The 25,655-nt window shown below is 67.2% G+C and carries 18 protein-coding genes; 11 read left to right on the top strand and 7 right to left on the bottom strand.

Translation table 11 applies throughout. The features are described 5' to 3' along the window. Nucleotides 1–10: 10 nt before the first annotated feature. The 3 genes from TEF_12055 to TEF_12045 form a co-directional block, all read right to left on the bottom strand. The gene (locus TEF_12055) at nucleotides 11–3,004 is read right to left on the bottom strand and encodes a hypothetical protein (GenBank protein ID ANK81451.1); all 2,994 of its coding nucleotides are present in this window, start codon (nucleotides 3,002–3,004) and stop codon (nucleotides 11–13) included. An 83-nt stretch (nucleotides 3,005–3,087) separates the two neighbouring features. After that, entirely contained in the window at nucleotides 3,088–4,584 is a 1,497-nt protein-coding gene (locus TEF_12050; protein ID ANK81450.1) for a hypothetical protein, read from the bottom strand. Nucleotides 4,585–4,606: 22 nt separating this feature from the next. After that, the gene (locus TEF_12045; protein ID ANK81449.1) at nucleotides 4,607–6,292 is read right to left on the bottom strand and encodes a hypothetical protein; all 1,686 of its coding nucleotides are present in this window, start codon (nucleotides 6,290–6,292) and stop codon (nucleotides 4,607–4,609) included. A gap of 126 nt (nucleotides 6,293–6,418) precedes the next feature. On the opposite strand from TEF_12045, the gene TEF_12040 reads away from it, so the two are divergent. Next, entirely contained in the window at nucleotides 6,419–7,558 is a 1,140-nt protein-coding gene (locus TEF_12040) for a hypothetical protein (GenBank protein ID ANK81448.1), read from the top strand. Between the two features lie 238 nt (nucleotides 7,559–7,796). Next, nucleotides 7,797–8,198 carry a hypothetical protein gene (locus tag TEF_12035; protein ANK81447.1) on the top strand — a complete coding sequence of 134 codons (402 nt, stop codon included), beginning with the start codon at nucleotides 7,797–7,799 and terminating at the stop codon, nucleotides 8,196–8,198. A gap of 42 nt (nucleotides 8,199–8,240) precedes the next feature. Here TEF_12035 and TEF_12030 read toward each other — a convergent pair whose 3' ends face one another. Continuing rightward, on the bottom strand, nucleotides 8,241–9,008 hold the full coding sequence (locus TEF_12030) for a short-chain dehydrogenase (GenBank protein ANK81446.1): 768 nt from the start codon (nucleotides 9,006–9,008) through the stop codon (nucleotides 8,241–8,243). Between the two features lie 69 nt (nucleotides 9,009–9,077). Between TEF_12030 and TEF_12025 the strand changes: the two genes are divergently transcribed. Both TEF_12025 and TEF_12020 read left to right on the top strand, forming a co-directional pair. Then, nucleotides 9,078–9,737, top strand: a complete 660-nt coding sequence (locus TEF_12025) for a hypothetical protein (GenBank protein ID ANK81445.1) — start codon at nucleotides 9,078–9,080, stop codon at nucleotides 9,735–9,737. A gap of 141 nt (nucleotides 9,738–9,878) precedes the next feature. Beyond that, a complete protein-coding gene (locus tag TEF_12020; protein ANK83444.1) occupies nucleotides 9,879–11,006 on the top strand; it encodes a hypothetical protein in 1,128 nt (375 codons plus the stop codon). Nucleotides 11,007–11,015: 9 nt separating this feature from the next. On the opposite strand, the gene TEF_12015 is transcribed toward TEF_12020, so the two are convergent. Continuing rightward, nucleotides 11,016–14,492, bottom strand: a complete 3,477-nt coding sequence (locus TEF_12015) for a transcription-repair coupling factor (GenBank protein ID ANK83443.1) — start codon at nucleotides 14,490–14,492, stop codon at nucleotides 11,016–11,018. Between the two features lie 20 nt (nucleotides 14,493–14,512). Next, on the bottom strand, nucleotides 14,513–14,794 hold the full coding sequence (locus TEF_12010; GenBank protein ANK81444.1) for a hypothetical protein: 282 nt from the start codon (nucleotides 14,792–14,794) through the stop codon (nucleotides 14,513–14,515). 100 nt (nucleotides 14,795–14,894) lie between these two features. Between TEF_12010 and TEF_12005 the strand changes: the two genes are divergently transcribed. After that, the gene (locus TEF_12005; protein ID ANK81443.1) at nucleotides 14,895–16,973 is read left to right on the top strand and encodes an ATP-dependent DNA helicase RecG; all 2,079 of its coding nucleotides are present in this window, start codon (nucleotides 14,895–14,897) and stop codon (nucleotides 16,971–16,973) included. Here TEF_12005 and TEF_12000 read toward each other — a convergent pair. Further along, a complete protein-coding gene (locus tag TEF_12000) occupies nucleotides 16,965–17,636 on the bottom strand; it encodes a hypothetical protein (protein ID ANK83442.1) in 672 nt (223 codons plus the stop codon). The two genes, TEF_12005 and TEF_12000, sit on opposite strands and share 9 nt — an antisense overlap. Before the next feature lie 294 nt (nucleotides 17,637–17,930). Here TEF_12000 and TEF_11995 point away from each other — a divergent pair, with 294 nt between their 5' ends. The 6 genes from TEF_11995 to TEF_11970 all read left to right on the top strand — a co-directional run bounded on the left by TEF_11995 (nucleotide 17,931) and on the right by TEF_11970 (nucleotide 25,654). Beyond that, on the top strand, nucleotides 17,931–18,992 hold the full coding sequence (locus TEF_11995; GenBank protein ID ANK81442.1) for a chalcone synthase: 1,062 nt from the start codon (nucleotides 17,931–17,933) through the stop codon (nucleotides 18,990–18,992). Beyond that, complete coding sequence (locus TEF_11990; protein ANK81441.1) at nucleotides 18,989–19,489, top strand: hypothetical protein; 501 nt, start codon at nucleotides 18,989–18,991, stop codon at nucleotides 19,487–19,489. The genes TEF_11995 and TEF_11990 overlap by 4 nt, the downstream gene beginning before the upstream one ends. Before the next feature lie 143 nt (nucleotides 19,490–19,632). Then, nucleotides 19,633–21,912, top strand: coding sequence for a hypothetical protein (locus tag TEF_11985; protein ANK81440.1), 2,280 nt, complete (start codon nucleotides 19,633–19,635; stop codon nucleotides 21,910–21,912). Between the two features lie 78 nt (nucleotides 21,913–21,990). Beyond that, nucleotides 21,991–22,800, top strand: coding sequence for an ABC transporter ATP-binding protein (locus tag TEF_11980; protein ANK81439.1), 810 nt, complete (start codon nucleotides 21,991–21,993; stop codon nucleotides 22,798–22,800). Nucleotides 22,801–22,817: 17 nt separating this feature from the next. Continuing rightward, nucleotides 22,818–24,701: a hypothetical protein gene (locus TEF_11975; protein ANK81438.1), complete on the top strand. Its 1,884-nt coding sequence runs from the start codon at nucleotides 22,818–22,820 to the stop codon at nucleotides 24,699–24,701. 17 nt (nucleotides 24,702–24,718) lie between these two features. Then, nucleotides 24,719–25,654: a hypothetical protein gene (locus tag TEF_11970; GenBank protein ID ANK81437.1), complete on the top strand. Its 936-nt coding sequence runs from the start codon at nucleotides 24,719–24,721 to the stop codon at nucleotides 25,652–25,654. Nucleotide 25,655 lies beyond the last annotated feature (1 nt).

Genomic DNA, 25,655 nt, shown 5'->3' with positions numbered 1-25,655 from the left:
TCCTCTTCCCCTACTGGTTCAGCAGGATTCCGGTATCCAGCCAGTAGCCATCCTGGTTGTCGATGGTCTGCAGCCGGAGCCGGAGCTGGTTCTTGCCGATCGAGGCGCCCCGGGCGTCCTCGATGCGGTCGATGGTGAAGGCGTCGACAATCTCGGGGTTGTCGCGCCGCTGGTTGCGTTTCAGCGTGACCTGAAGCGGCGTCCGCGGATTGAGCTTTTCGGCGATCTCCGGGCTGGCGTAGTCAAGGCTGTAGAGCCGCGTGCCGGGCCACCAGTCGGCGTCGAACTGACGGAAGCCCAGCGTCATGGGCCCGCGGAACTCGAACGGCTCCTCGGGCAGTTCGTAGTCCTCGTCCTCCAGATTGAGGCCGCTGTAGTAGACGTCGTCGGCGCGCAGCCGGTTGTCGCGGTCCAGCTTGCCGAAGAACCGCGCGGTCGATTTCGGTTTCAGATTGTCGGAACGGAAGTTGAAGTTCCTGAGACGCCCTTCACCGAGCAGGCACAGCATGGCGCCGACCGCCGCCGTCGTCTTGGGGTCGGAGATCGTCGCCGCGTAGTCCCGGAACGGGTACCAGGAACCGACGCGGAAACTGTGCAGCGGCACGATGCGGTGCGGCGGCAGGGCCATGCTCTCGGCCAGCACCGCGTTCACCGCCGGCATGCGCGATGGGCGCCCGGACAGGATCAGGATGTCCGCGCGCGCGCGGTAGACGATTTCGGCGAAGGCTTGCAGCATTTCCAGCACCACGCTGCGCACGCTGAGATCGATGGCGCGGAAGTGCACGGGCAGGATCACCTCGCCCAGGTCGAAGCCATCGGCGCCGTGGCGGCGCGCTTCCTCGTTGACATGCGCGATGACCGCCTGGCTGGCGCGGTCATCCTCTCCGAACAGGTCGCCCAGGCGGATATCGTCCCCGTCGATAGCGCCCGACATCAGGTCCCAGTTCTCGTACTCGCCGATCAGCCGAAGCGCGGCGGGCATCGCCACATGGACGGCGAACTGCTGGCGGTAGAGCTGATCCTCTACGTCCATGTCGGCGCGGTCGCCGCCGAACAGCGTGTGCGCCAGATAGTCTGCGCGCTCTCCCAGACCGGCCTCGTCCAGCGCCTTGACGATCGGCTGCAACACATGATCGCGGATGATCTGGTAGGCGATGTCGTCGCCGGCCAGGCTCATCCCTTCGCGGAACATCTGGGTCGGGAACAGCGTGACGTTGGCGCCCTTGCCCTGGACTGCATAGGAGGTCACGACCAGGTCGGTCGTGCCGCCGCCGATGTCGAGCGTGGCCAGGCGGAACTCGTCGTCCAGCCCGGCGGCGCCGCGGTTGACCGGCAGCCGGCTGCGCCGGAAGAAGGCCCGCGCGTCGCCTGAATAGGCCATGGCGATCTGGCTGTAGAGATAGACCGCCTGGGTGGCGGAGGCCTCGTCCCACTCGATCTTGATTTCGGGCAGATGGACGCCCTCGGCGACCCTCAGCTCCTGGATACCGCTTTCGGGATCGGTCTCGACCGTCGCCTGGCCCAGGCAGAGATAGACCAGGTCGCGCGCCGCCTCGGCCTGCCTGCGGAGGATCTGCCGTTCCGCCAGCGGCAGGGCCGTGGGCATGGTCATGATGATGCGTCGGAGCCGCCGCGGCAGGTCCGCATTGCGGCGGCGCAGCCGGTGCGCGGCCGAGTTCATCATCACCAGCGTCTGCAGGAAGATCTCGGTCAGGGCGAAGGACAGCAGGTTGGAGCGCGCATAGAGCGCCCGGAAGGACGGGAAGCGCTGCTCGTCATGGGCCGGCACGTGCGCGGGCACTTTGTGCAGCGGCTGGCCGGCGTCGTTGACCAGGGTGGTGAAGGCGACGCCGGTCGCCGCGGGCGCGTGCTCGCCATGCACCGCCGCATTGTTGAAACGCCAGCCGTCACGGCGCGGATCCTCGTCCCAGAGATAACGCTTGGGCGAGGACATGCCCGTTGCGCCTTCGCTGCCGCGCCGGTAACCCGCCAGACGCCGCGCCTCGGGGCCGATCCGGGCCACTGTCGGCCAGGCAAAGGCCGTGGCCCGCCCGCTGGTCAGCGAGATGTCGTCCTTGCCGAAACTGGCGCGGTTGAACTCGATGCGGCTTTCGAACGGATCGGAATAGATCTGTGTCGGGTCGGAAAGGTCCCGGAGCTGCACCTTCACGGCCTGGGTGATGTCGGTGCCGACCTCGTCGGGCTGGGTCTCGATCAGCATGCCGCAGGTGCGCGAATTGCCGACGTCGAGCACCAGGTCGACGTCGATCGGCGTCGGCCGCGGATCGGTGAAGCGGTCGATCATGCGGATCTTCGGCAGCAGGTCGAGATCGGCCAGCAGGTAGATCAGCGCCTTGTAGCGCGCCACGTCCTCCTTCGGGCCCTCCATCCGCTCGGCGATCTGTTCGTCGCTTGCGGGCCCGGCGTTCCGGCGCCTGCGCGACTCCTCGCGGGTGACCATGTCGCGGACGGCTTCCCGGCACCAGCCGGCGACCCAGTTTTCCTGCACGAACCAGTTGAGCGCCTTCTCGTCGGCGCAGATGGAGAACACGGCGCCGCGCTGCGCATCGGCCTCCGACGGCGCGAGATAGGCCTCGCTCGCCCGCTGCGGCAGCAGTTCCGTGTCGAAGGCCACGATGATGCGATGATCGAAGCCGTTGTCGTCCGGCTCTGGCAGCTTCCTAAGGCAGACCCGCGCCCAGTTCGTCGGGCCGTGGAAATAGTCGCCGCCCTGCTCTTCCCGCAGCATCGGGATCGGCATCCAGGCGTCGCCGAAGGTCTCGACCAGCTTCTTCAGATCGACCTCGTAGGTGGTCTGCACGTTCTCGTCGGAGAGATCGACGCGGATCGGCGGACCGGCGTCGCCGGGCTTGTCGTAGAAGCCCCAGTTGGTCTCCACGCCGGACGAGCGGTCCGCCACGAAGCCCAGATCGATGAGCTGAACGCCGCTCGAAGGGATCAGGGACAGTACGGGCGGGCGTTTCAGGATCGGCGCGAGCGGCATGATCAGCGGTCACCTCGGACGGGCGCAGGGATTTCGAGCGTAGGCAGGGTCTTGTCCATTGGTCAACGTGCCCCGGCGCTCACTCAGGGTTGGGCATTCCGGTTGAGATCGACCTTGAAGGTCTTGCCGTCGGCATCGGTGCCGACGCACTCGACCTGTCCGTCGTCGCCGCGGGAGCAGACGGTCTGCGATCGCTTGAACGAGCTGCCGTCGGAGCATTTCAGGTTGGCGAGTTCTTCGACCTGCAGATTGCCGTCCCTGACGGTCGCCTGCGCCGGCGCGCGGCAGGTCACGCCGTCCGCGCGGCGGACAACGGCTTCCCCCCGGCCCTCGTCGTCGAAGTTGTACTCCTGGGTCAGCTTCTGGCGGGTCTGTGAATCCACCAGGCCGCTGTCGCTCTGCCAGTTGCCCTGCATGAAGCCGGCCGAGCCATCCGCTGCGTCCTCGGGTATGGCGGGCGGTTCGCCGGCGTCCGGCGTCTGACCTTCGGGCTGCGGGGGTTCCTGGCCGGGCGGCGTTTCCGGCTGTTCGCCCTCGGGCGGTGTCTCGTCCTCTTCCGGCGCCGGGGGCTCCGGCGTTTCGGGCTCGGCTGGCGGCTGTTCCTCTGTCGCCGCTTCGTCGCCGGGAGCGGCCAGCTCCCCCGGCGTTTCGGCTTCTTCGGCGGGTGATCCGTCTTCGCCTTCATCGGGAACGGCCCCTTCGGGCGCGACCGCATCGCCTTCGCCCGGAACGGCGGTGTCCTCGCCGGGGGCCACGACACCATCCTCGCCCGGCACGGCCACTGCATTCCCTTCGCGGTCGACGACCACGCCCTCGCGTTCGATGACCGTCCGGTCCGGATCGTCGATGATCGCCCCATCTTCCGCCGGCGGCACGGCCTCGGATTCCTCGTCCAGCGGCCGCTCGATCGCGGGCACTTCGCCCCCGCCGCCGACGACCGGCAGATCATCCCACAGCCACCAGAGCAGCAGCGCCAGCAGAAGCAGCAACAACAACGGCAACAGCCACCACAGAAAGCCGAGGCCACGGCGCTCGGGTGCCTCTCCGCTCGCCGCCTCAGCCGCCGCGGGCGCAGCCGCCCGGGCCAGACGCGGCGCGGCCGTCAGTGTCTCGAAGGGCTGGGCGTGCTCCTCCCGGAAGCCCCAGAAGGTCGCCACCGGCTGATCGCCGACGAAGTACAGATGGCCGTCATCGGGCGTCTTGAGCGCCTGGTCCAGGACCGCGACGAAAGCCTCGGCCCCGCGCGGGTCCTTGCCCTCCTTGCCATAGGCCCTGAGCTCCGAGGCATAGGCGTCGAATTCGCTCTTCATCACCTGCAGATCGAGGGAGCGTTGCACCTGTTCGTCCTCGGACAGGTCGGACCAGCGCACCGGCTCACCCTCCACCGGGGAGATCCAGCTGACGGTCCTGCCCTGCGAATCCATGCGGGGAATGGCGAAGAAGTTGGCGTACTTCGCCCCCAGGCGCTGGCGCAGCGCCGCCTGGAGTTGCAGGTGGTTCTGGTAGACGGGCTGCCCGAAGGCGCCCAGGGGCTGGTAACGGTCCAGCCTGTCTTCGGCCAGTGTGGGTCCAGTGCGCATGCGTCTCGCTCCCGCGCCTTCGTCAGGGGTTGCAGGCGCTGGCGTCCGGCTGGCCGGTCGCTTCCTGCATCTCTTCGGTCATCTGAGCGGCATTGCGGGGGGTGAAGACCCGCCCGCCGGTGGCGCTGGCCACGCATTGAAGCACGGCCGAGCGACCGCCGCTCAGGTCGATGACATTGATCTTCAGCATCGGTTTCTGCGCCTTCAGTGCCCGGGCCGCGGCGCAGGGATCGCCGCCGCAGGTGTCCTCGCCGTCGCTAACCACGACCACCGTCGCCGGACCGACCGATTTGGCGGCGTTGCCCGCGCGGCGGATCGAGTTGGCGAGCGAGGTCCCCCGGCTGGGGCTGACGCCCCGCACCCGGGAAAGCAGTTCGGGACGCTGGCTGTAGCCGTACTTCTGCGGCGTCGAGGTCTCGCCGCAGTCGGTGAAGCTTACCAGGCCGGTCTTGATGTCCTTGTGCAGGCTGGTGACCACATCCGCAATGGAATCCTTGGCCGCCTCGATGCGCGAGGGCGCGCCGGCGAAACTGTCCTGCATGCTGCCCGAGCCGTCGATCACCACCATGACCTCCGGCCGCTGGGTCGGGGTCCAGCCCGGCTCGCAGAGCGTGGGCGCGGGGCGCGTGGTCGGCGGGAGCTGCGCGACCCGCGGCGGTAATTCGGCCGCGGGCGGAACCTCCGGCGGCAGTTCGACCCGCGGACGCGGCGCGGGCTGCGGTTCCGGTGCGGGGGCGGGCCGAGGTTCCGCCTCGGCTACCGGCGGTTCGGGCCGGGGCTCGGGCTCCGGTTTCGGCGGTTCAATGACCGTGACGTCCGGTTCGGGGTCCGGTCGCCGCTCGGGTTCCGGCTCCGGCGGCGGCAACTGGGTCCGCTCCTGGGGCAGCGGTTCACAGAGGTCGATGACCTCGTCGCGCATGGCCTCCACCCTGGCCAGTTCCGCCTTTATCGCCGCCAGCCTGTCGCGCGCGGCGGGAACCGGATCCACCGGTGGCGGCGCGGGCCGGTCGCGTTCGACAATGACCGGCTCGAGAGGCTGCATGAGCAGCCAGATCAGTACGCCGAGCGCCACGAGCAGGAGCCCCGGCAGCGCCCAGGCGAGCCAGCCGAAGCCGCCGGTTCGCGCCGGCGGCCGGCCTGGACTGTCGGTTTCGTCCACTGCGGCCGCGGCGGCTTCCGGCAATGGCGGCACCGCGGCCGCCGCCGTTCCCGCCCCCGCCCCCGTTGGCGCGGCCGAGGCCTTCCCGGCTGCCGCTTCCAGAACCGGGACCGCCTGGCCCTCGGCAGCATGGCCCCAGTTCACCAGCACGGGCTGATCGCCCGCGGCGTGCAGCGCCTCGAAGCCGTCGGGCGTCACCAGGGCCAGACGCATCATGTGGCCGGCGATGCGGCCAGCGTCGCCCTCGCCCGCGATCCGCTGCGCCAGGGCCTCGACGCGGCCGGCGATTTCCCGGTGGCGCTCGCGCAGTCGGGCAGCCTCCGCCGGCGGCAGGTCGCCGAGCGGCTTCAGCGGCGTTCCGTCGACAGCCCGCCAGACATGGCCGCCGTCGTCAGGCGTCGGCGCCGCGAACAGCGCCGCGGCTTCCGGGCCGATCCGGTTGCGCAGGATCGACGCGATCTGCTCGCGGGCAGCGATGACATCCCGCCCCGCGGTTCCGAGCCTGCGGATTCCGGCGCTGTCCTGGGTCCTGATTCCGCGCTCAGCCATTCAAGCCTTCGATTGCTCTGCCGGGAGACAGGTTCGGGAAAGGTTGTCCGGTTGTGGTTTCATCCACAACATACGAGCCGGCCATGGCTGAACCAAGCCTGACCGCAAGCAGACAGGAGAGACGCCTTGAGCAACGCCGAGGCCCCCGACGATCGGAACACGCGCCGCAGCATCCCGGCCTTCGGGGCGTGGCTGGCGATTTCCGTCCTGCTGGCGCTCGCCGTCGTCGCTGCGCTGGCCTGGCTGCTGCTGCGCGAGCCGGAAACCGTGGTCCGCGATGGCCCGCTACCGTCGCCGCAGCCGCCCACGGCCGAAATGCTGGCGGAAGTCGAACGCCTGGATGCCCTGTCCTTCGAAGCCGGCAAGCGCTTGCAGGAAATCCTCGGGACGGTGGCCGCCTACGACTGTCCGCCCGGCACGGCGCCCGCGGACCGGGCGCGGTTCGAGGCGCTGAAGGAAAAGGCCAGGGCCATGCTGGCGGCGGCCGGGGATCCCCTGCCCGACCGCGCCGCCGCGCCCGCGGCACAGGCTGAGCCTGCGGTGGCCCGGGCGGCTACGGCTCCAACGCAGGGACAGGCCGCGCCGAAGTCGGTCGCGGCGTTGTCGCAATCGCTGGAAAAGGCGGTGGTCTTCGTCATTACCTTCCAGAACCGCAAGCCGGTCGGGACAGGCACGGCCTTCTTCATCGCCCCCGACCTGCTGGTGACCAACCGCCACGTCATCCAGGAGGGAGATGCAGACCAGATCATCGTCACCAGCGAAAGTCTGGGGGACGTGGTCCGCGCCCGCGTGATCGCACGCTCTCCCGACGGTCAACCGGGGGATCCGGACTTTGCGCTGCTCCGGACGGAGCGGCCGGCGGCGCCCGGGGTACTGCCGCTCTCCTCCGCGCATTCCAAGCTGATGGACGTCATCGTCGCCGGCTATCCCGGGCTCGCGCTCCAGACCGATGCGGGGTTTCTCAAGCTCGCCTATGGCGACCGCACCTCCGCGCCCGACATGCACCAGAACCGCGGCGAGATCCGCTCGACGCAGGAACTGCCCGGCACCACGTCGATCATACACACCGCGGACGTACTGACCGGCTACAGCGGCGGTCCGCTGATCGACATGTGCGGCCGGGTCGTTGGCGTGAACACCTTCATCCAGGTCGACCGCCAGCAGAGCGGCAAGTTCAACAGCGCCCAGTCCACCGGCGATCTGGTGCAGTTCCTGAACCGCAGCGATGTCGCGCTGCCGGAGCAGCGGACTGCCTGTAAAAGGTGATCGTGATCAATACCTTGTCGGATATTCCTCGGCCTGATTGCGAATCGGATCGTCGGTAACCAACTACTGCATAGACGGTCAGAAGGGATCGAAACCCGTCGGGCTTGGCATCGACCTTGCTGCCTTACGGGCATGAATGCGGTTTTGCGCCGCCACCGCGGTTCGAATCGTCAGATGAGAAGCGAAATGGGAATCCCGTTTCGCTTTGCGTGGCAGATTGAAAAGGTGCTCCGACCGAATGCGCGTACTCGTCGTCGATGACAGCCAGGCGAACCGAAGCATCGCCCGCGTGTTGCTCGAGAATGCCGGCCACCGGGTGATGGAGGCCGACGGCGGCGAGGCGGCTGTGTCCGCCGCAGGGGAGTTCCTGCCTGATGTCATCCTCATGGATGTCGCCATGCCCGGCATGGACGGCCTGGAAGCGACCCGCGCGATCCGGCGGCTGGAAGGCGACGTCGGGACGACGCCGGTCATTGCCTGGACGGCCCACGACATTCCCGGCATGCGCCGCCAGACCAGCGCTGCCGGCATGAACGCCTATCTGACCAAACCCGTGGTGCGGCAGACGCTGATCGCGACCATTGCCGCCTTCGGGCGCTCGCGCGGGCCGAACCGCATCGACGCGGTCCAGTCGGCCTGATCTGCCGTCGCGCTTAAGTTCGACTGAAAGAACGTATTTTATCTATTTGAAACCTATGGCGAAACCGTCGTCGACACTGACGATGGATCCGTTCATGAAACGGCCCTCCTCGCCGGCCAGCAGCAACAGCGCACCGTCCAGATCCGCCGGCTCGCCGACGCGTGGCCGCGGGAACCGCGCCAGGAAGGCCTGTCCGCCCTCGGTCTTCCAGTAGTCGGCGTTCATCTCGGTTTCGATATAGCCGGGGCAGATGGCGTTGGTGTTGATGTCGTGGCGCCCCCATTCCAGCGCCATGGCGCGGGTCATCTGGTCCATCGCCGCCTTGGACATGCAATAGATCGAGAGTTGTCCGATCACCCGATGCGACAGGGTGGACGAGATATTGATGATACGCCCGCCGCTCTTGCGCTCGATCATCGATTTCGCCGCCGCCTGGGCCATGAAGAAGGCGCCCTTCAGATTGGTGTCGAGGACGAAATCGTAGTCGGCCTCGGTGATGCGCTGCATGGCGTTGGGCGCGGTGACGCCGGCGTTGTTGACCAGAATGTCGACGGGACCGAGTTGCGCCTCGACTTCGCCGAGACAGTCGCCGATCTGCCCGATATCGGTCACGTCGAGGTCGACGGCGTGCGCCCGCCCGCCCGCTTCGCCGATCTTCGCGACCAGTCCGTCCAGTTTCTGCTTGCGCCGCGCGCCGACGCCGACCGATGCTCCCGCCGCGGCCAGAACCTGCGCGAAATGCGCGCCCAGCCCCGAACTCGCCCCGGTGACGAGCGCCACCTTGCCGTCGAGTCTCCGGTTCTTTTCCATTGTCCCCTCCTGCACCGCTACCATGTCCGGTTATTGTGTAGTGTTTAGAGAATGCTTTAGGCTTGTCCCATGATTATCGACATCGTCTCAGACACGGTCTGTCCGTGGTGCTACATCGGCAAGCGCAAGCTTGAAGCCGCGCTCGCCAGCCGTAGCGATGTCAAGGTTCAGGTAGGCTGGCGTCCGTTCCAACTCAACCCGGAAATGCCGCGGGGCGGCATGAGCCGGGAAGCCTATCTCGCCGCCAAGTTCGGCGGCGTGGAGCGCGCCGCCCGCATCTACGAGAACATCCGAACCGCTGGCGCGCAGGTTGGGATCGACTTTCATTTCGAGCGCATTCGCCGCACCCCGTCGACGCTGGATTCTCATCGCCTGATCCGCTGGGCGGCCAATGACGACGCTCAGCAGGAGGTCGTGCAGCGCCTGTTCGACGCCTATTTCGTCAATGGCGAGGATATCGGCGACCATGAGGTGCTGGTCCGGATCGCCGGCGAGGCGGGCATGAATGCGGATCTGGTGCGCGACCTGCTGGCCGGGGATTCGGACCTGGATCTGGTTCGCCAGGAGGACTCGGTGGCCCGCTCCATGGGCATAAACGGGGTCCCCTGCTTCATCATCGACCGTAAGTACGCCGTCTCCGGCGCGCAGGACGTGCCGGTCTTCCACAAGGTCTTCGATCTCGCCCTGAACGAGACCGTCAGGCCCGAGGACGCCTCCGTCACCGGCTGAACGCGTCAGCACGCCTCACTCGAACCGCCGGAATCGATGACGATTTTGGCGGCCATGATGGCGCGCTTCCTACTTACCGATGCGGGACGGCTTTCGCTCGCGGGATTCGCCGCGACCGCGGTCGCGTTCGGGCCCGCGCGGATGGGCTTCGGCCTGTTCCTGCCCGCCTTCCGGGCGGACTTCGGGCTGACGACGGCAACCGCGGGCGCGATCGCCTCGGCGGCGTTCGGCGCTTTCCTGGCGGCGTTGCTTCTGACCGGTTGGCTGACCGATCGTGTGGGTCCGCGGGCGCCGGTGGCGCTGGGCGGGATAGCCGCGACGGCGGGACTGGGACTCGTGGCCGCGACGGACAATGTGTTCCTGCTCGCCGTCGGCGTGGCGCTGGCCGCGTCGAGCGCCGGCTTCTCGTGGACGCCCTACAACAACACCGCGGCGCGGAGTCTGGTCGACGGCCAGAAGGATCGAGTGCTTTCGGTGGTCAGCACCGGCACCACCTTCGGCATTGCATTCGCGGGCGCCGTTGCGTTCGCGATGTTCCTGGGGGATTTCGGCTGGCGGGCGCCCTGGGCCATGTTCGCCGGTCTCGCGGCGGTCTCGCTTCTGATCAATGTGCTGGCGCTGTTCCACATGCGCCAGAGCCGGGGACCCGGCGGCGCGGATCTGCCGGCGCCGAGCGACTGGCCGTTGCGGGAACTGGTTGCCTACCGGCCCGCATGGCCGATGTACATACTGGCCTTCTCCTTCGGTCTGACCAACGCGCTCTACCTTTCCTTCGCAGTCGATCACATCACCCGCGAAGGCGGCCTGACCGGCCTCGATGCGGCGGCCGCCGGGCCGGTGCTCTATATCGCCTTCGGTGTGGCCGGCGCGCTCGGCCTGCTGACCCGGCAGGTCGAGGGGCGCATGGGTCTTCCGGCGCTGCTGCGTGCGATCTTCGTCGCCAGCGCCCTGTCGCATATCCTGCTGGCACTGGCGCCGGCGTCATGGGCCGGAGTCCTGGTTTCCGCTGGCCTGCAGGGCGTCTGCCTGATGATGCTGAGCGCGGTGCTGGCCTTCTGGAGCGCACGGCTCTTTCCCGATCTGCCGTCGGTCAGCTTCACGGCCGCCGTCTTCTGCGTCGCGGCCGGGAATGTCCTGGGTCCGCTGGTCGCCGGCCAACTGGAGGAACCGTTCGGCTTCGGTGCGGTCTTCGCCGGCGGCGCGGCGGTTTCCCTGCTGACCGCCCTGATCTTTCCCGCCCGTCCTGTGCGTCGGGCCTCGGCGGCGTGAGCGAGCGGTCTAGGCGGCCTTCTCCGCGATCTGGGCCAGTCCGCGCGCGAGGCTGCGCACGCCCTTGACCCGCGTCGAGAGGTCCGACCAGTCGCGCAGATAGACCAGCGTGTGATCGGGGCGGAGCTTCGCCGTGCCCTGCTGACCGGAAATGAAACGCACGAGCCCGCCGGGATCAGGGAACTCGTTCTCCCTGAACAGCACCGTCGCGCCCTTCGGACCGGCGTCCAGCTTGGCGATATTCGCGGCGCGGCACAGACTCTTGATGGCGACGACGTCGAACAGGTTGTCGACTTCGGGCGGCAGCGGCCCGAAGCGGTCGATCATCTCCGCGGCGATGGCCTCGATCTCGTCCTGGTCAGCGACATGGCCCAGGCGCTTGTAGAGGTCCAGCCGCGCGGACAGGTCGGCGACATAGTAGTCCGGGATCAGCACTGGCGCGCCCAGGTTGATGTTCGGCGACCAGTCGCCGCTCTGAGCATCGGTCTGGCCCCGGGCCTCGGCCACCGCCTCCTCCAGCATGGACTGATAGAGCTCCACGCCCACCTCGCGGATCTGACCCGACTGCTCCTCGCCCAGCAGGTTGCCGGCGCCGCGGATGTCTAGATCGTGGCTGGCCAGGGTGAAGCCCGCACCGAGCTGGTCCAGGGTCTGAAGCACACGCAGCCGCTTGTCGGCCCCATCGGTAACGCGCCGGTTCGCCGGCACGGTCAGATAGGCATAGGCGCGCGTCTTGGAGCGGCCGATGCGGCCGCGAAGCTGGTAGAGCTGGGCCAGGCCGAACATGTCGGCGCGGTAGACCACCATCGTGTTCGCATTGGGCACGTCCAGGCCCGACTCCACGATGTTGGTGGAGACCAGCACGTCATAGGAGCCGTCGTAGAAGGCGTTCATCGCGTCCTCCAGCTCCCGGACCGGCATCTGGCCATGTGCGACCACGAATTTCAGCTCCGGCACATGGTCCTTCATGAATGCCTCGACGGCCGCGAGGTCGCTGATGCGGGGGCAGACGAAGAAGCTCTGGCCGCCACGGTAGTGCTCCCGGAGGAGGGCTTCCCGGGCCACGATCTCGTCGAAGGGCAGCACGAAGGTGCGCACCGCCAGCCGGTCGACGGGCGGCGTGGCGATGACCGAGAGGTCGCGGATGCCGGTCAGCGCAAGCTGCAGGGTGCGCGGGATCGGCGTGGCGGTCAGCGTCAGCACGTGGACGTCGGATTTCAGCTCCTTCAGCCGCTCCTTGTGCTTGACGCCGAAATGCTGCTCCTCGTCGACGATCAGCAGGCCGAGGCGCTTGAACTCGACGCCCTTGCCCAGCAGCGCATGGGTGCCGATGACGATGTCGAGCTGGCCGTTCTTCAGGTCCTTCCTGACCTCGTTCGCCAGCTTGCCGGGAACCAGCCGCGACAGCTGGCCGATCCGGACAGGGAAGTCACGGAACCGCTCGAGGAAGGTCTGGTAGTGCTGGCGGACCAGCAGGGTGGTCGGCGCGACCAGCGCCACCTGCATGCCGTCCATCGCCGCGATGAAGGCGGTGCGCAGCGCCACCTCGGTCTTGCCGAAACCCACATCGCCACAGATCAGGCGGTCCATGGGACGCCCCGCGGCCAGATCGCCGATCGATTCGTCGATCGCCCGCGCCTGGTCGTCGGTTTCCTGATAGGGGAAGCGGTCGCAGAACTCATGGTAGGCGCCCGCGGGCGGCGTCAGCCTGGGCGCATCGGCGAGCTGGCGGCCGGCGGCGACACGGATCAGGGCTTCGGCCATCTCCTTCAGCCGCTGTTTCAGCCGCGCCTTCCGCGTCTGCCAGCCCTTGCCGCCGAGCCGGTCCAGAGTGACCTCGCCCTCGCCCGAGCCATAGCGGGACAGCAGCTCGATATTCTCCACCGGCAGGTAGAGCTTGTCGCCGCCGTCGTAGATCAGCAGCACGCAGTCGTGCGGCGCGCCGACGATGTCGAGGGTCTCGAGTCCTTCGTAGCGGCCGATGCCGTGTTCGCTGTGGACCACCAGGTCGCCGAGCTGCAGGTCCGACGCGTTGGCGACGAAGTTCTCCGAGCGCCGGCGCCGGCGCCGCTTGCGCACCAGCCGGTCGCCCAGAACGTCCTGTTCCGAAATCAGCACCGCATCGGGCGCCTCGAACCCGGCTTCGATGGAAAGTACCGCGAGGCCGACCACGTTGCGGTCGAGCTTCATCGCCTCGTCGAAGGTTTCGACCTCGGCGATGGCCCGGATTCCGGCATCGCGCAGCATGCCGCCCAGGCGTTGCCGGGCGCCGTCGGAATAGCTCGCCACCGTGATCTGGCGGTCGGGCACCAGATCCTGGATATGGCGCGCGAGCGCCTCGTAGACATTGGCGTGCGGCGTGGCCCGCTCCGGCGCGAAGTCCCGTCCCCTGCGGCCCTGCAGATCGTGGATGACCGGGCTTTCCCCGTCGCCGACATTGAATGGCGTCAGGGCAGCCACCGGCTGACCGGCGAGAAATTCGGCCCATTCCCCCGGTGCGAGATAGAGCGCGTCCGCCGGCAGCGGGCGGAAAACCGCTCCGGCGCTCCCCTGCCCCGAGGCGGTCGCCTTCACCGCCTCGGCGCGGGTGACCTGGTAGTCCTCGATGGCCGCGAAACGGCTTTCGGCGGCGTCGTCCGCCAGGTGGTCCAGCACGACCGCAGCCTCGCCGACATAGTCGAACAGCGTCTCCAGACGGCGATAGAAGATCGGCAGCCAGTGCTCCATCCCCGGGAAGCTCCGGCCTTCCGAGACCGCCTCGTAGATCGGATCGGACTCGGCCTTGATGCCGAACAGCTCGCGGTAGCGGGCCCGGAAATGGTTGGCGCGACGTTCGTCCAGGACCAGTTCGCTGACCGGCGTCAGGGCAAAGCTGTCGACCCTGGCGAGCGTTCGCTGGCTCATGGGGTCGAAACGCCGGATGCTTTCCAGCTCCCGCCCGAACAGGTCGAGTCGCACCGGCTGGTCGTCATTGGGCGGGAAGATGTCGATCAAGCCGCCGCGGATCGCGTACTCGCCTGGTTCCATGACCGTGCCGGTGCGGCCGTAGCCCTGAGCCACCAGAAAGGCGATCAGTTCGGCCTCGTCGATCGGATCGCCGACCTGCGCGGCGAAGTGGCCGCCGCTGACCTCGGCGCGCTCGGGCACGCGCTGGGTGATGGCGTTCACGGTCGTGAGAATCAGCCGGCCGGCGGCGCCGCTTTCCGCCAGCATGCCAAGCGCTTCCATGCGCTCGGCCAGGATCTGACGGTTGGGGGAGGACCGGTCGAAGGGCAGGCAATCCCAGGCCGGAAAGACCACGGGCTCCAGCGCCGGCGCGAAGAAGCGGATCATGTCGGCTGTCGCGGCAAGCCGCTGGTCGTCGCGGGCGACGAACACGACGCCGCGGTCGAGTTCCCGCGCCAGGTCCGCCAACAGGCGTGCGTCGAGACCCTCCGGCGCGTTCTGGACGGTGATCCGTCCCGGGCCGGCGAGCTTGTGGCTCAGTGGCGCGCGTTCTGTGACCGTCACGATCCGGGCTGGGCGAAGTTGAAACGGACGAGCATGCGGCTGACCTCGTTGTCGTATTCCGGGGGTATGGGCTTGCGGCCCACGACCCAGGCGAGAATCTCCGGATCTCCGGCGTGCAGCATCGCCTCGTAGAGGTCGAGTTGCCGGGCGTCGAACGTCGGCAGATTCCGCTCCGCGAAGCGCGTGAGCAGGATATCGGTCTCCTTGGTGCCCGTGTAGTGGGACCGGTAGAGCAGCTTCTTCCGCCGCAGCTCGAGATCGTCGTCGGTCGCGTCCATGGGTCCGGCCTCGCTGAATCGAACCGCTGATATAACCGTCCGGCGGCGAGATGTCAGGGTCCGGCTTGTCACGGGGGCGCGGGCCGCATCATAAAGGGCCATGCGCCCGGAGATCCTCTTTGCCCTGTTCCAGCCCGCGACCAATCTGAAGGGCGTCGGCCCGCGCGTGGCGGCATTGCTGGACCGGCTGGGGGCGAGCCGCGTGCTGGATCTGATCTGGCTGTTGCCCAGCGGCGTGATCGACCGCGGCTACCGCCCGAAGCTGGAAGACGCCGAGACCGGCCGCGTGGCGACGATCGACGTCACCGTCACCGAGCATCGCGCCGGGCGGGGCCGTCAGCCCTATCGCGTGATCGTCACCGACGGCACGGCAAGCGCGGCACTGGTATTCTTCAATCCCCGCCGCGACTGGCTGGAGCAGACCTATCCGCCGGGCGCGCGCCGGCTGATCAGCGGACGGATCGACCGCTATGGCGACGCGCTCCAGATGGCCCATCCCGACTATGCCGTCGATCCCGCGACGGGCGAGGAAATACCGGCCATCGAACCGGTCTATCCGCTGACCGCAGGGCTGGCCCCGAAGACGCTTCGCCACATCGTCGCCAGGGCCGCAGCACAGGCGCCCGATCTCCCCGAATGGCTGGATCTGCCGATGAAGGAGAGGCACGGCTTTCCCGCCTGGCGCGATGCGGTGCGCGCGGTTCACGCTCCGGAGCGCGCCGCGGCGATCGAAAGCACGCCGGCCTTGCGCCGGCTGGCCTATGACGAACTGCTGGCCAACCAGCTCGCCCTCTCCCTGGTGCGGCGCCGGCTGAAACGCCGCGGCGGACGGCGTCTCCAGGGCGACGGCCGCATCGCTGAGAAGGTCCGGCAGGGGCTGCGCTGGGAATTGACCGGCGCACAGCGGCGCGTGCTGGCGGAAATCCTCGAGGACATGGCCTCGCCGCACCGGATGATGCGGCTGATCCAGGGCGACGTGGGCAGCGGCAAGACGGTGGTCGCCCTGCTGGCCGCCGCCGCCGCGGTCGAGGCCGGCACCCAGGCGGCGCTGATGGTGCCGACCGAAGTGCTGGCGCGCCAGCACGCGCGGACGCTCGTCGATCTGGCCGGGGAATCCGGGCTGCGGATCGCCTGCCTTACGGGCCGCGACAAGGCGCAGGCGCGGCGGGCGATCCTGCAGGACCTGAACGAGGGCCGCATCGACCTGCTGGTCGGCACGCACGCGCTGTTCCAGGAAGGCGTCGACTTCCGCGATCTGGGCCTCGTCATCGTCGACGAGCAGCATCGTTTCGGCGTGCACCAGCGAATGCTGCTGTCGGAGAAATCGGAGCGTCCCGCGGACATCCTGGTCATGACCGCGACGCCGATCCCGCGCACGCTGGCCATGACCGCCTATGGCGACATGGACGTCAGCCGGATCGACGAACGCCCTCCAGGCCGCGCGGCCGTCGATACGCGCGTCGTCTCCGCGGAACGGCTGGACGACGTGATCGAGCGTCTCGCCGCCGCCATGGACCGCGGTGACCGTGCCTACTGGATCTGCCCGCTGGTGGAGGAAACCGAAGACAGCGAACTCGCCGCCGCCGAACAGCGGTACCGGGAACTGCGTCAGCGTTTCGGCGACCGCGTCGGGCTGGTGCACGGCCGGATGCGGGCCGAGGACAAGGACACGGCGCTGCAGCGCTTCGCCGATGGGGATGCGACCCTTCTGGTGGCGACGACCGTGGTCGAAGTTGGCGTGGACGTGCCCGAGGCGACGATCATCGTCATCGAGGAAGCGGACCGCTTCGGCCTCGCCCAATTGCACCAGTTGCGCGGGCGGGTCGGGCGTGGCGACCGGCCCGGCGTCTGCCTGCTGATCTACCGGCCCCCGCTGGGCGAGACCGCGCGGGCAAGGCTCCGTACGCTGCGTGAAACCGACGACGGATTCCGCATCGCCGAGGAGGATTACCGGCTGCGGGGCGCGGGCGAACTGCTGGGCACGCGCCAGAGCGGCCTGCCCGGCATGCGGCTGGCCGCGATCGAACGCGATCAGGACCTGATGGAGATCGCCCACGACGACGCGCGGCTGATCGTGGAAACCGATCCGGAACTCAGGAAGGAGCGCGGCCGCGCGCTTCGGATTCTGCTCTATCTGTTCGAGCGCGATGCGGCGATCCGCTACCTGGAATCAGGCTGACTTGCGTTCCGGTGTCTCGGTCCCGGGCGCAGTCTCGAAGCCCGGAAGCGTTGGCGCGCTCGGGTCGGGCGGCACGACGACGCCGACCGAAACGACGTATTTCATCGCCTGGTCGACAGTCATGTCGAGTATGCGTACGTCTTCGCGCGGGATGAACAGGATGAAGCCCGACGACGGGTTCGGCGTGGTCGGCACGTAGACGCTGACCAGGTCCTTGTCGACATGCCGGACGACTTCACCCTTCGTGGTGCCGGCGACGAAGCCGATGGTGTAGAGGCCGCGGCGCGGATACTCGACCAGCGCGGCGTACTGGAAGGCGTCGCTGGTGTCCTTCAGCAGCGTCTCGAAGATCTGCTTGAAGACGTTGTAGATTCCCCGGATCACCGGCATGCGGTCGACGATCTGTTCGCCGAGACGGACCACGGTGCGGCCCAGAAGATTTGCCGTCAGCGCGCCAACCAGTGTGAGTCCGACCAGGGCGAGGATGACGCCCAGCCCCGGCACGGTGAACGGCAGGAAGGCTTCGGGACGGTACTCGATCGGGATCAGCGGGATGACCACCTGATCGACCCATTCGATGAAGGACCAGGTGAGGTAGATCGTGATGGCCACAGGCGCGACCACGATGACGCCGGTAAAGAAATACGCCCTGATACGCTTCATGAAGGGCGAACGGAGTTTGACCGGGCGGCCTGCGGGCGTCTTGTCGTTCATTCGCTACGGTTCTCCAACTCCGGTGCAGGCAAGCCGGAAAAAGCACGGGGGGCGGCGCCTCGCCTCCGTCACGGGCGGAACCGTCGAGACACCATTCCAATGTGTGCCATATCATATGGGAGCGTCTCAATACGTGGAAAGGGCCGAACAGGGCTTTCGGCGCGGCATCGAATATCGTCACGGGCCGGATTGTTGCCCATATCCTCACCCTGCAGGGGCCAGCCAGTCGGGAGCAACGCGAGCATGACAGACACCAACCGGCCGGCCGCGCATATGGCCGGGCTCACGGTCGCCAACCCCGACCACGTGCTTGAACAGGCGGAGGTGGCGCGGCGCGCCGGCGAACTGTTCGGCGGGGCGCTGGCCAGTTTCGACCGGCTGCGCCCTGTTTACGAGAACGCGGCGATCGATACGCGTTATTCCTGTGTGCCGATCGACTGGTATCAGGAGGCGCACGGCTTCGGCGCGCGCAACGATCTCTATATCCGCAACGCCGTCGACCTGCTGGAACGGGCCGCCCGCGGCGCACTCGAAAAGGCGGAGATGACGGCCGACCAGATCGACGGCATCGTGGCGGTATCGACGTCCGGCATCGCGACGCCAAGCCTGGACGCCCTGCTGATGGAGCGCATGAACCTGCGCCGCGACATGCAGCGCCTGCCGGTGTTCGGCCTGGGCTGCGCGGGCGGCGTGCTGGGCCTCGCGCGCGCCGCGCAGATGGCCATGAGCCAGCCCGGCAAGACCTATCTGCTGCTGGTGGTCGAACTGTGCGGCCTCACCTTCCGCAGCCGCGACTACTCGAAGAGCAACGTGATCGCCACGGCGCTGTTCGGGGACGGCGCCGCTGCCGCCCTGGTCGGCACGCATCTGACGGGCGGCGCGGCGATCCACAGCTTCGCCGAGCACACCTGGCGGGACACGCTCGACGTCATGGGCTGGGACGTCACCGATGACGGCCTGTCGGTGATCTTCTCCCGCGATATCCCGACCCATGTCCGCGCACGGATGGGCGAGGCGATGGACGGCTACCTGGCGCGGGAGGGGTTGAACCTGGACGACTTCCGGCACTTCCTCAGCCATCCCGGCGGCGCCAAGGTGCTCGATGCACTGGAGGAGATATTCGGACTGGAGACGGGCGGACTGGTGCATTCGCGCCGTGTCCTGGCTCAGTTCGGCAACATGTCGGCGGCGACGGTCCTGTTCGTGGTGCGCGCGGCGATGGATGACGGACTGCACGGGCGCGCGCTGCTGTCGACGCTGGGACCGGGGTTCACGGCCGGCTTCCTGACGCTGGATCTGCCATGACCGTCTTTCACGGCGTCATCGCCTTTCTGATTGCCCAGCGTTTCGCCGAGCTCTGGCTGGCCCGGCGCAATACAGGGCGTCTCCTCGCCGCCGGCGCCGTGGAGCACGGCGCGCGGCATTATCCGCTGTTCGTCGTCCTGCACGCCTCCTGGCTGGCGGCGCTGATCGTCGCCGCGCCGGCGGAGGGCACGGTGAACCCGTGGCTGTTCGCCGTCTTCGTGCTGCTCCAGGCGGGACGGATCTGGGTCATCGCCAGCCTGGGCCCCTACTGGACCACACGGATCATCGACGTTCCCGGCGCGCCGCTGGTCCGGCGGGGACCGTTCCGCTTCGTGCGCCATCCCAACTACCTGATCGTGATCGGGGAGATCGCCGTCGTGCCCCTGATGGCGGGCCTGCTGGAGGTCGCGGTCGTCTTCTCGGTTCTCAACCTCGCCCTTCTGGCGTGGCGCGTCCGCGTGGAGAATGCAGCGCTGGCGCCGCGACGGCAGGATTAACGGTGCCTTAAGCGCGCCGGTTCAACTATCATCTCTTGTCCGACAGCCCACGCGGGTGGCATGAATTGAGTACTCGTCACGCGAACAGAACGGTTGCGCCGGGCGGACCACCCGACCGGGATCTGCCAGGCTACGGTACGGCATTGTCCAATGCGGAACCGAACGGACGGCTGAAGGACTTCCTCGAGATCGCCAACGAATGGTTCTGGGAAACAGACCAGGATCACCGCTTCACCTTCCTGAGCGAGAAGCTCCGCGACATCACCGGTGTTGACCCGGCCAACTACATCGGACGCCACCGGGTCGAGATGTCCGCCGACCCGGATGCGCCATCGGTCCGGGAGCATCTGGCCGACCTGGCGGCGCACCGTCCGTTCCACAACTACGTCTATCGGGGCGATACGCCGAAAGGGAATCTGTGGTTCCGCGTGAGCGGCCGGCCGGTTTTCGGACCCGACGGCGGCTTCCTGGGCTATCGCGGCACCGGCGTCGACGTCACCGACCAGGTCGAGACCGAGAAACGCGCCGACCGCGCCCAGTCCCAACTCGAGACGGCGCTGCAGACCATCAACGAGGGCTTCACCTTCTTCGACGCCGAGGACCGCTGCGTCATCGCCAATCAGCGCTACCGGGAGTTCTTCGATCCCGACGATGTCTGTGTGCGCATCGGCGACACCTTCGAACAGATCCTGCGCCGCATGGTGGACCGCCGCCAGATCGGTCCGGCGCATTCCGACCACGAGAGCTGGCTGCAGCGGCGCCTGGCCGGCCATCGCACCGGAAGCTTCAACGAGGAAGTGCAGACCGGCGACGGGCGCTGGTTCTCCATCAGCGAGCATGCCCTGCCCGGCGTCGGCGTGATCGGCGTGTCGACCGACATCACCGAGCGCAAGCGCCGCGAGCAGGAACTGCAGACACAGCGCGACCTGATGCGTTCCGTCTTCGCCAGCATGAAGCAGGGTATCTGCGTGGTGGATTCGGCGCTGCGCATCCGCACCACCAACCAGCGTTATCGCGACCTTATGGATCTGCCCGCCGTGATGCTCGCGCCCGGTCGCCCGTTCCTCGACATCGTCGAGCACAACCTCGCGCGGGACGAATACGGCGATGCGGCGCAGAGCCGGCGTGTCCAAAGTTTCGCGGACCTGCTGGCGCGCCGGGAAGCGCATCGCTTCGAACGCCGCCGGCCCAACGGCACGGCGCTGGAGATCCAGGCCGACCCCCTACGTGACGGCGGCATGATCATCAGCGTCATGGACATCACGGAGAGCTACCGCTTCCGCGAGAGCCTGAAGGAGCGCGAGCAGCGCTACCGACAGCTCGTCGAGAGCAACCCCGATTCCATTCTGGTGCATCGCGACGGCCGCATCCTCTACGCCAACCGCGAATGCGTGCGCATGTTCCGCGCCGGCACCCGCGAAGCCCTGCTGCGGCGAGGCAGCAAGGCGCTGATGCATCCCGAGGATCTGCCCCGCATCGACAGCGACGTTCGCGCCATGCTGGCCGAAGGCGTCGGCAGCCATCGCGGCTCCATGAACTACCGGGCGATGCGCTTCGATGGCGAGGTGTTCGAACTGGAGACCGAAACCTCCATCGTCCCCTTCGACGGGTATCCGGCCGTCCAGGTCATCGCACGCGACGTCACCGCCCGGCGGGAACGCGAAATGGCCCTGCGCCGCGCGAAGGAGGAAGCCGAACTGGCGAGCCGCGCGAAGTCCGAGTTTCTCGCCAACATGAGCCACGAACTGCGCACCCCGCTCAACGCCATCATCGGCTTCGCCGAAATCCTGAGCGGGCGCATGTTCGGGCCTCTTGGCCACGAGAAGTACGAGACCTATGCAGCCGACATCCACGAAAGCGGTCGGCACCTGCTGTCGGTCATCAACGACATCCTCGATCTCTCCAAGGCGGAGTCGGGCCAGTTCGACATCCACGAATCGACCTTCGATCTGGCCTTCTGCCTGCAGGCGTGCCTGCGGCTGGTCCAGGAACGTGCCGACCGCAGGGGCGTCACCATCGTCAACTGCCTGGCCGACGCTCCGGTCGTGGAAATCCACGCCGACGAGCGCCTGATCAAGCAGATCCTGCTCAATCTGCTGTCCAACGCGGTGAAGTTCACCGAGCGGGGCGGCGAGGTCCGCATCGAGGCCGGCGTGAGGGGCCCGCGATTCGTGGTGAGCATCACCGACACCGGAATCGGTATCCCCCGCAACCGGATCGGCCGGATGTTCGAGGCCTTCACCCAGGGACATACCGGGCTGTCGCGGAAGTTCGACGGCACCGGGCTGGGACTGCCGCTGTCCCGTTCGCTTGCGGAACTGCACGGGGGAACGGTGGAGATCGACAGCGTGGAAGGCCAGGGCACGACAGCGGAACTGCATCTGCCGGCGACACGTGTCATGCCCGCCGGCGACGACGCCTGAATACTGAAAAAATTACAGGCTTGGAAATTTTCGCGGCGCGCTGATAGTCTCTGCCGCAACAACAAGAATGACATTGCTATGGGGAGGGAAATGGCCGCGATGCAAGCAGCATCGGCGTCTAGCGATGCCATATTGAAGGTTGTCGGAGTATCCAAATACTTCGGCGGGGTTCGCGCCGTCGCGGATGTCTCGATCGACGTCCCGAAGGGTTCGGTGTTCTCGGTCATCGGACCGAACGGCGCCGGCAAGACCTCGCTGGTCAACATGATCAGCGGCTTCTACACGCCCGACACGGGGTCCATCGAATTCCAGGGAAGGAGCATCGGCGGCCTGCGGCCGAACGAGCGCGCCGAACTGGGCATTGCCCGCACGTTCCAGAACATCGCCCTGTTCCGGGGTCTGTCGGTGCTCGAGAACCTGATGCTGGGCCGCCACGTGCGCATGCACTCGAACGTGCTCACCTCTTTCCTCTACTGGGGACCGGCCCAGAAGGAGGAGATCGAGCACCGCAAGAAGTGCGAGGAGATCATCGACTTTCTCAAGCTCAACGATCTGCGCAAACAGACCACCGGCGCCCTGCCCTACGGCTTCCAGAAGCGCGTCGAGCTCGGCCGGGCGCTGGCCGTGGAACCCGATCTCCTGCTGCTGGACGAGCCAATGGCCGGCATGAACCAGGAGGAGAAGGAGGACATGGCCCGCTACGTTCTCGACGTGAACGAGGAACTGGGCACCACGATCATCCTGATCGAGCACGACATGGGCGTGGTCATGGACATTTCCGACCGTATCGCCGTGCTGGACCAGGGCACCAAGATTTCCGAGGGCACCCCGGCCGAGGTCCAGGCCGATCCGGCCGTGATCAATGCCTATCTCGGCACCTCGGACTGACAGGAGACAAGGGAGACATGACCGATACCCTCGCGAGCCTGTTGCTGAACAACGAGAAGCTTCGGCCGACCAAACCCGCGATGCGCGAGAAGAGCCTCGGCATCTGGCAGACCTACACCTGGAAGGATTACGTCGACAATGTCCGGCGCTTCGCGCTGGGCCTCAAGGCGCGGGGCTTCGGCCCCGGCGACAAGCTCTGCGTGGCCGGCGACAACCGGCCCCGCCTCTACTGGGCCGAGATGGCCGCCGTCTGCCTCGGCGGCACCGCGGTTCCCGTCTACTCCGACGCCATCGCCACGGAACTGATGTTCGTCCTCAACGACGCGGACGTGAAGGTCATCGTGGCCGAGGACCAGGAGCAGGTCGACAAGATCCTGTCGCTGCGCGAGAACCTGCCGGGGCTGGAGCTTCTGGTGTTCGACGACCCGCTCGGCATGTCGAAGTACGACGACCCGATCCTGAAGGACTTCGACTCCATTCAGATCGAGGGCGACAAGCTCGATGACGCCGGGTTCTATGAGGCCGCCGCAGCGGTGAAGGCGGAGGATATCGCCTTCATGTGCTACACCTCCGGCACCACCGGAAACCCGAAGGGCGTGATGCTTTCGCACCACAATCTGGTGTCCGCCTCCCGGATCTTCCTGGAAAACGAGACGGTCAGGGAATCCGATGACTTCCTGTCCTATCTGCCGATGGCCTGGGTCGGCGAGGCGCTCTACAACACCGCCGTCAGCATCACCGCCGGCTGCGCCTCCAACTGTCCGGAATCGGGCGAGACCTTCCGCCGCGACGGCCGCGAGCTGGGGGCGACCGGCCTTGTCGCCGCGCCCCGCACGTTCGAGCAGATCCTGTCGGAAATCCAGGTCAAGGCCAATGACGCGCCGCCGCTGAAGCGCTGGGTCTTCAATACCTTCCGCGACGCCGCCGTCGAGATCGAGAACCTCAAGGCCGAAGGGCGCCCGGCGCCGTTCGGGAAGAAGCTGATGAAGTGGCTGGGCGAGATCCTGGTCTACGGTCCGATCCGCGACCAGTACGGCTTCCGCCGGGCGCGCTGGTGCTATGTTGGCGGCGCGCCGCTCGGGCCCGACACGTTCCGTTTCTTCCGCGCGATGGGGATCAACCTGAAGCAGCTCTACGGCTCGACGGAAGCCTGCGGCACGGTCACGCTGCAGCGCGACGGTGAAGCGTCGCCGGACAATGTCGGCAAACCCTGTCCCGGCATCGAAGTGAAGATCGCGGAGAATGGCGAGGTGCTGGTCAGAAGTCCGGGCATCTTCGTCGGCTACTACAAGAACGAGAAGGCCACCCGCGAGACGATCGACGAGGACGGCTGGTTCCACACCGGCGATGCCGGCATTCTCGAGAGCACGGGCGAACTTATCATCATCGACCGCGCCAAGGACGTGGGCAAGCTGGTCGACGGCTCGCCCTTCGCGCCGCAGTACGTCGAGAACAAGCTGAAGTTCAGCCCCTACATTTCCGAGGCGGTCTCCTTCGGCCACGACAAGCCCTATGTCTGCGCGATGATCGCCATCGACTACAACACGGTGGGCAACTGGGCCGAGAAGGAAGGCATCGCCTACTCCAACTACATGGATCTGTCGCAGAAGCAGAAGGTCCGCGACCTGGTCCATGACGAGATCGTCCGCATCAACCAGAGTTTGCCGGAAGTCAGCCGCATCAAGCGCTTCCTGCTGCTCGCCAAGGACCTCGACGCGGACGACGCCGAGGTCACACGCACGCGCAAGCTCCGGCGCGGCTATATCGCGGAAAAGTACGAACCAGTGATCGAGGCCTTCTACGGGGGAGAGAAGGAGGTCGACATCACGACTGAGGTCACGTTCGAGGACGGTCGGAAAGCGACGATGGACGCGCATCTGACCATCCAGGACGCGGCCTAGAGGGAGGAATTCGGAACATGGACATGTTCGTTGTCTGGTATTTCCTGGAGTCGACGATCAACGGGGCGCTCATCGGTCTGATGTATGCCCTTGTCGCCCTGGGTTTCGTGCTGATCTACAAGTCGACCGACGCGATCAATTTCGCGCAGGGCCAGTTCGTGATGATTTCCGGCATGATGGTCGCGGCGCTGGCCGCTGACTACTCGATACCGGTCTTCATCGCGGCCGTGATGGCCCTGGTCTTCATGGTGCTGTTCAACGTCGCGCTGGAACGCGTCGTGCTCCGGCCCATGATCGGCCGGCCGGTCGTCGCCATCATCATGGCCACGATCGGGCTCGCCGCCTTCCTCGAGGGTGTCTTCCCGATGATGTTCGGCTCGGCGACGCGCTCGCTCGACATCGGCGTTCCGAACGATCCCTGGATCATCGGGCAGATCTACCTGACGCCGATCAACGTGGTCGGCGCCCTGGTCGCCATCGCCTTCTTCGCGGGCTTCGGCTGGTTCTTCATGAAGTCCCGCAAGGGCGTCGCGCTGCGCGCCGTCGCCGACAACCACCAAGTCTCAATGGCCATGGGCATCAACGTCGAGCGCTACTTCGTGCTGGCCTGGTCCATGGCGGGCGTCGTCGCCGTGCTGGGCGGCCTGCTCTGGGGCAGCGCCATCGGCGTCGACAACACCCTGGCCGTGGTCGGCCTGAAGGTGTTCCCGGTGGTGATCCTGGGCGGGCTGGAGTCCATCAAGGGCTGCGTCGTCGGCGGCATCATCGTCGGCGTCGTCGAGGCCTGGGGCGGGACCTATATCGACCCGGCCATGACCCAGCCCTGGTTCCGCGAGTTCTTCCCCTTCGAGGGCGGCGGCACCAAGGACTTCCTGCCCTACCTGCTGATGATCGCGGTGCTGTTCTTCCGGCCCTACGGTCTGTTCGGCAAAGTGCAGATCGAGAGGGTCTGAT

The organism is Rhizobiales bacterium NRL2 (genome assembly GCA_001664005.1).
Classification (GTDB): Bacteria; Pseudomonadota; Alphaproteobacteria; order Minwuiales; family Minwuiaceae; genus Minwuia.
The sequence above is the reverse complement of the archived record's forward strand: the minus strand, read 5'-3'. Positions and strand labels throughout refer to the sequence as shown.

Coding starts and splice junctions, on each gene's coding strand:
- TEF_11980 (ANK81439.1), top strand. CDS start 21,991: ATGGGGAGGGAAATGGCCGCGATGCAAGCAGCATCGGCGTCTAGCGAT.
- TEF_12005 (ANK81443.1), top strand. CDS start 14,895: ATGCGCCCGGAGATCCTCTTTGCCCTGTTCCAGCCCGCGACCAATCTG.
- TEF_12025 (ANK81445.1), top strand. CDS start 9,078: ATGATTATCGACATCGTCTCAGACACGGTCTGTCCGTGGTGCTACATC.
- TEF_12030 (ANK81446.1), bottom strand. CDS start 9,008: ATGGAAAAGAACCGGAGACTCGACGGCAAGGTGGCGCTCGTCACCGGG.
- TEF_11990 (ANK81441.1), top strand. CDS start 18,989: ATGACCGTCTTTCACGGCGTCATCGCCTTTCTGATTGCCCAGCGTTTC.
- TEF_11995 (ANK81442.1), top strand. CDS start 17,931: ATGACAGACACCAACCGGCCGGCCGCGCATATGGCCGGGCTCACGGTC.
- TEF_12045 (ANK81449.1), bottom strand. CDS start 6,292: ATGGCTGAGCGCGGAATCAGGACCCAGGACAGCGCCGGAATCCGCAGG.
- TEF_11970 (ANK81437.1), top strand. CDS start 24,719: ATGGACATGTTCGTTGTCTGGTATTTCCTGGAGTCGACGATCAACGGG.
- TEF_12010 (ANK81444.1), bottom strand. CDS start 14,794: ATGGACGCGACCGACGACGATCTCGAGCTGCGGCGGAAGAAGCTGCTC.
- TEF_12055 (ANK81451.1), bottom strand. CDS start 3,004: ATGCCGCTCGCGCCGATCCTGAAACGCCCGCCCGTACTGTCCCTGATC.
- TEF_11975 (ANK81438.1), top strand. CDS start 22,818: ATGACCGATACCCTCGCGAGCCTGTTGCTGAACAACGAGAAGCTTCGG.
- TEF_12050 (ANK81450.1), bottom strand. CDS start 4,584: ATGCGCACTGGACCCACACTGGCCGAAGACAGGCTGGACCGTTACCAG.
- TEF_12000 (ANK83442.1), bottom strand. CDS start 17,636: ATGAAGCGTATCAGGGCGTATTTCTTTACCGGCGTCATCGTGGTCGCG.
- TEF_12035 (ANK81447.1), top strand. CDS start 7,797: ATGCGCGTACTCGTCGTCGATGACAGCCAGGCGAACCGAAGCATCGCC.
- TEF_12020 (ANK83444.1), top strand. CDS start 9,879: ATGGGCTTCGGCCTGTTCCTGCCCGCCTTCCGGGCGGACTTCGGGCTG.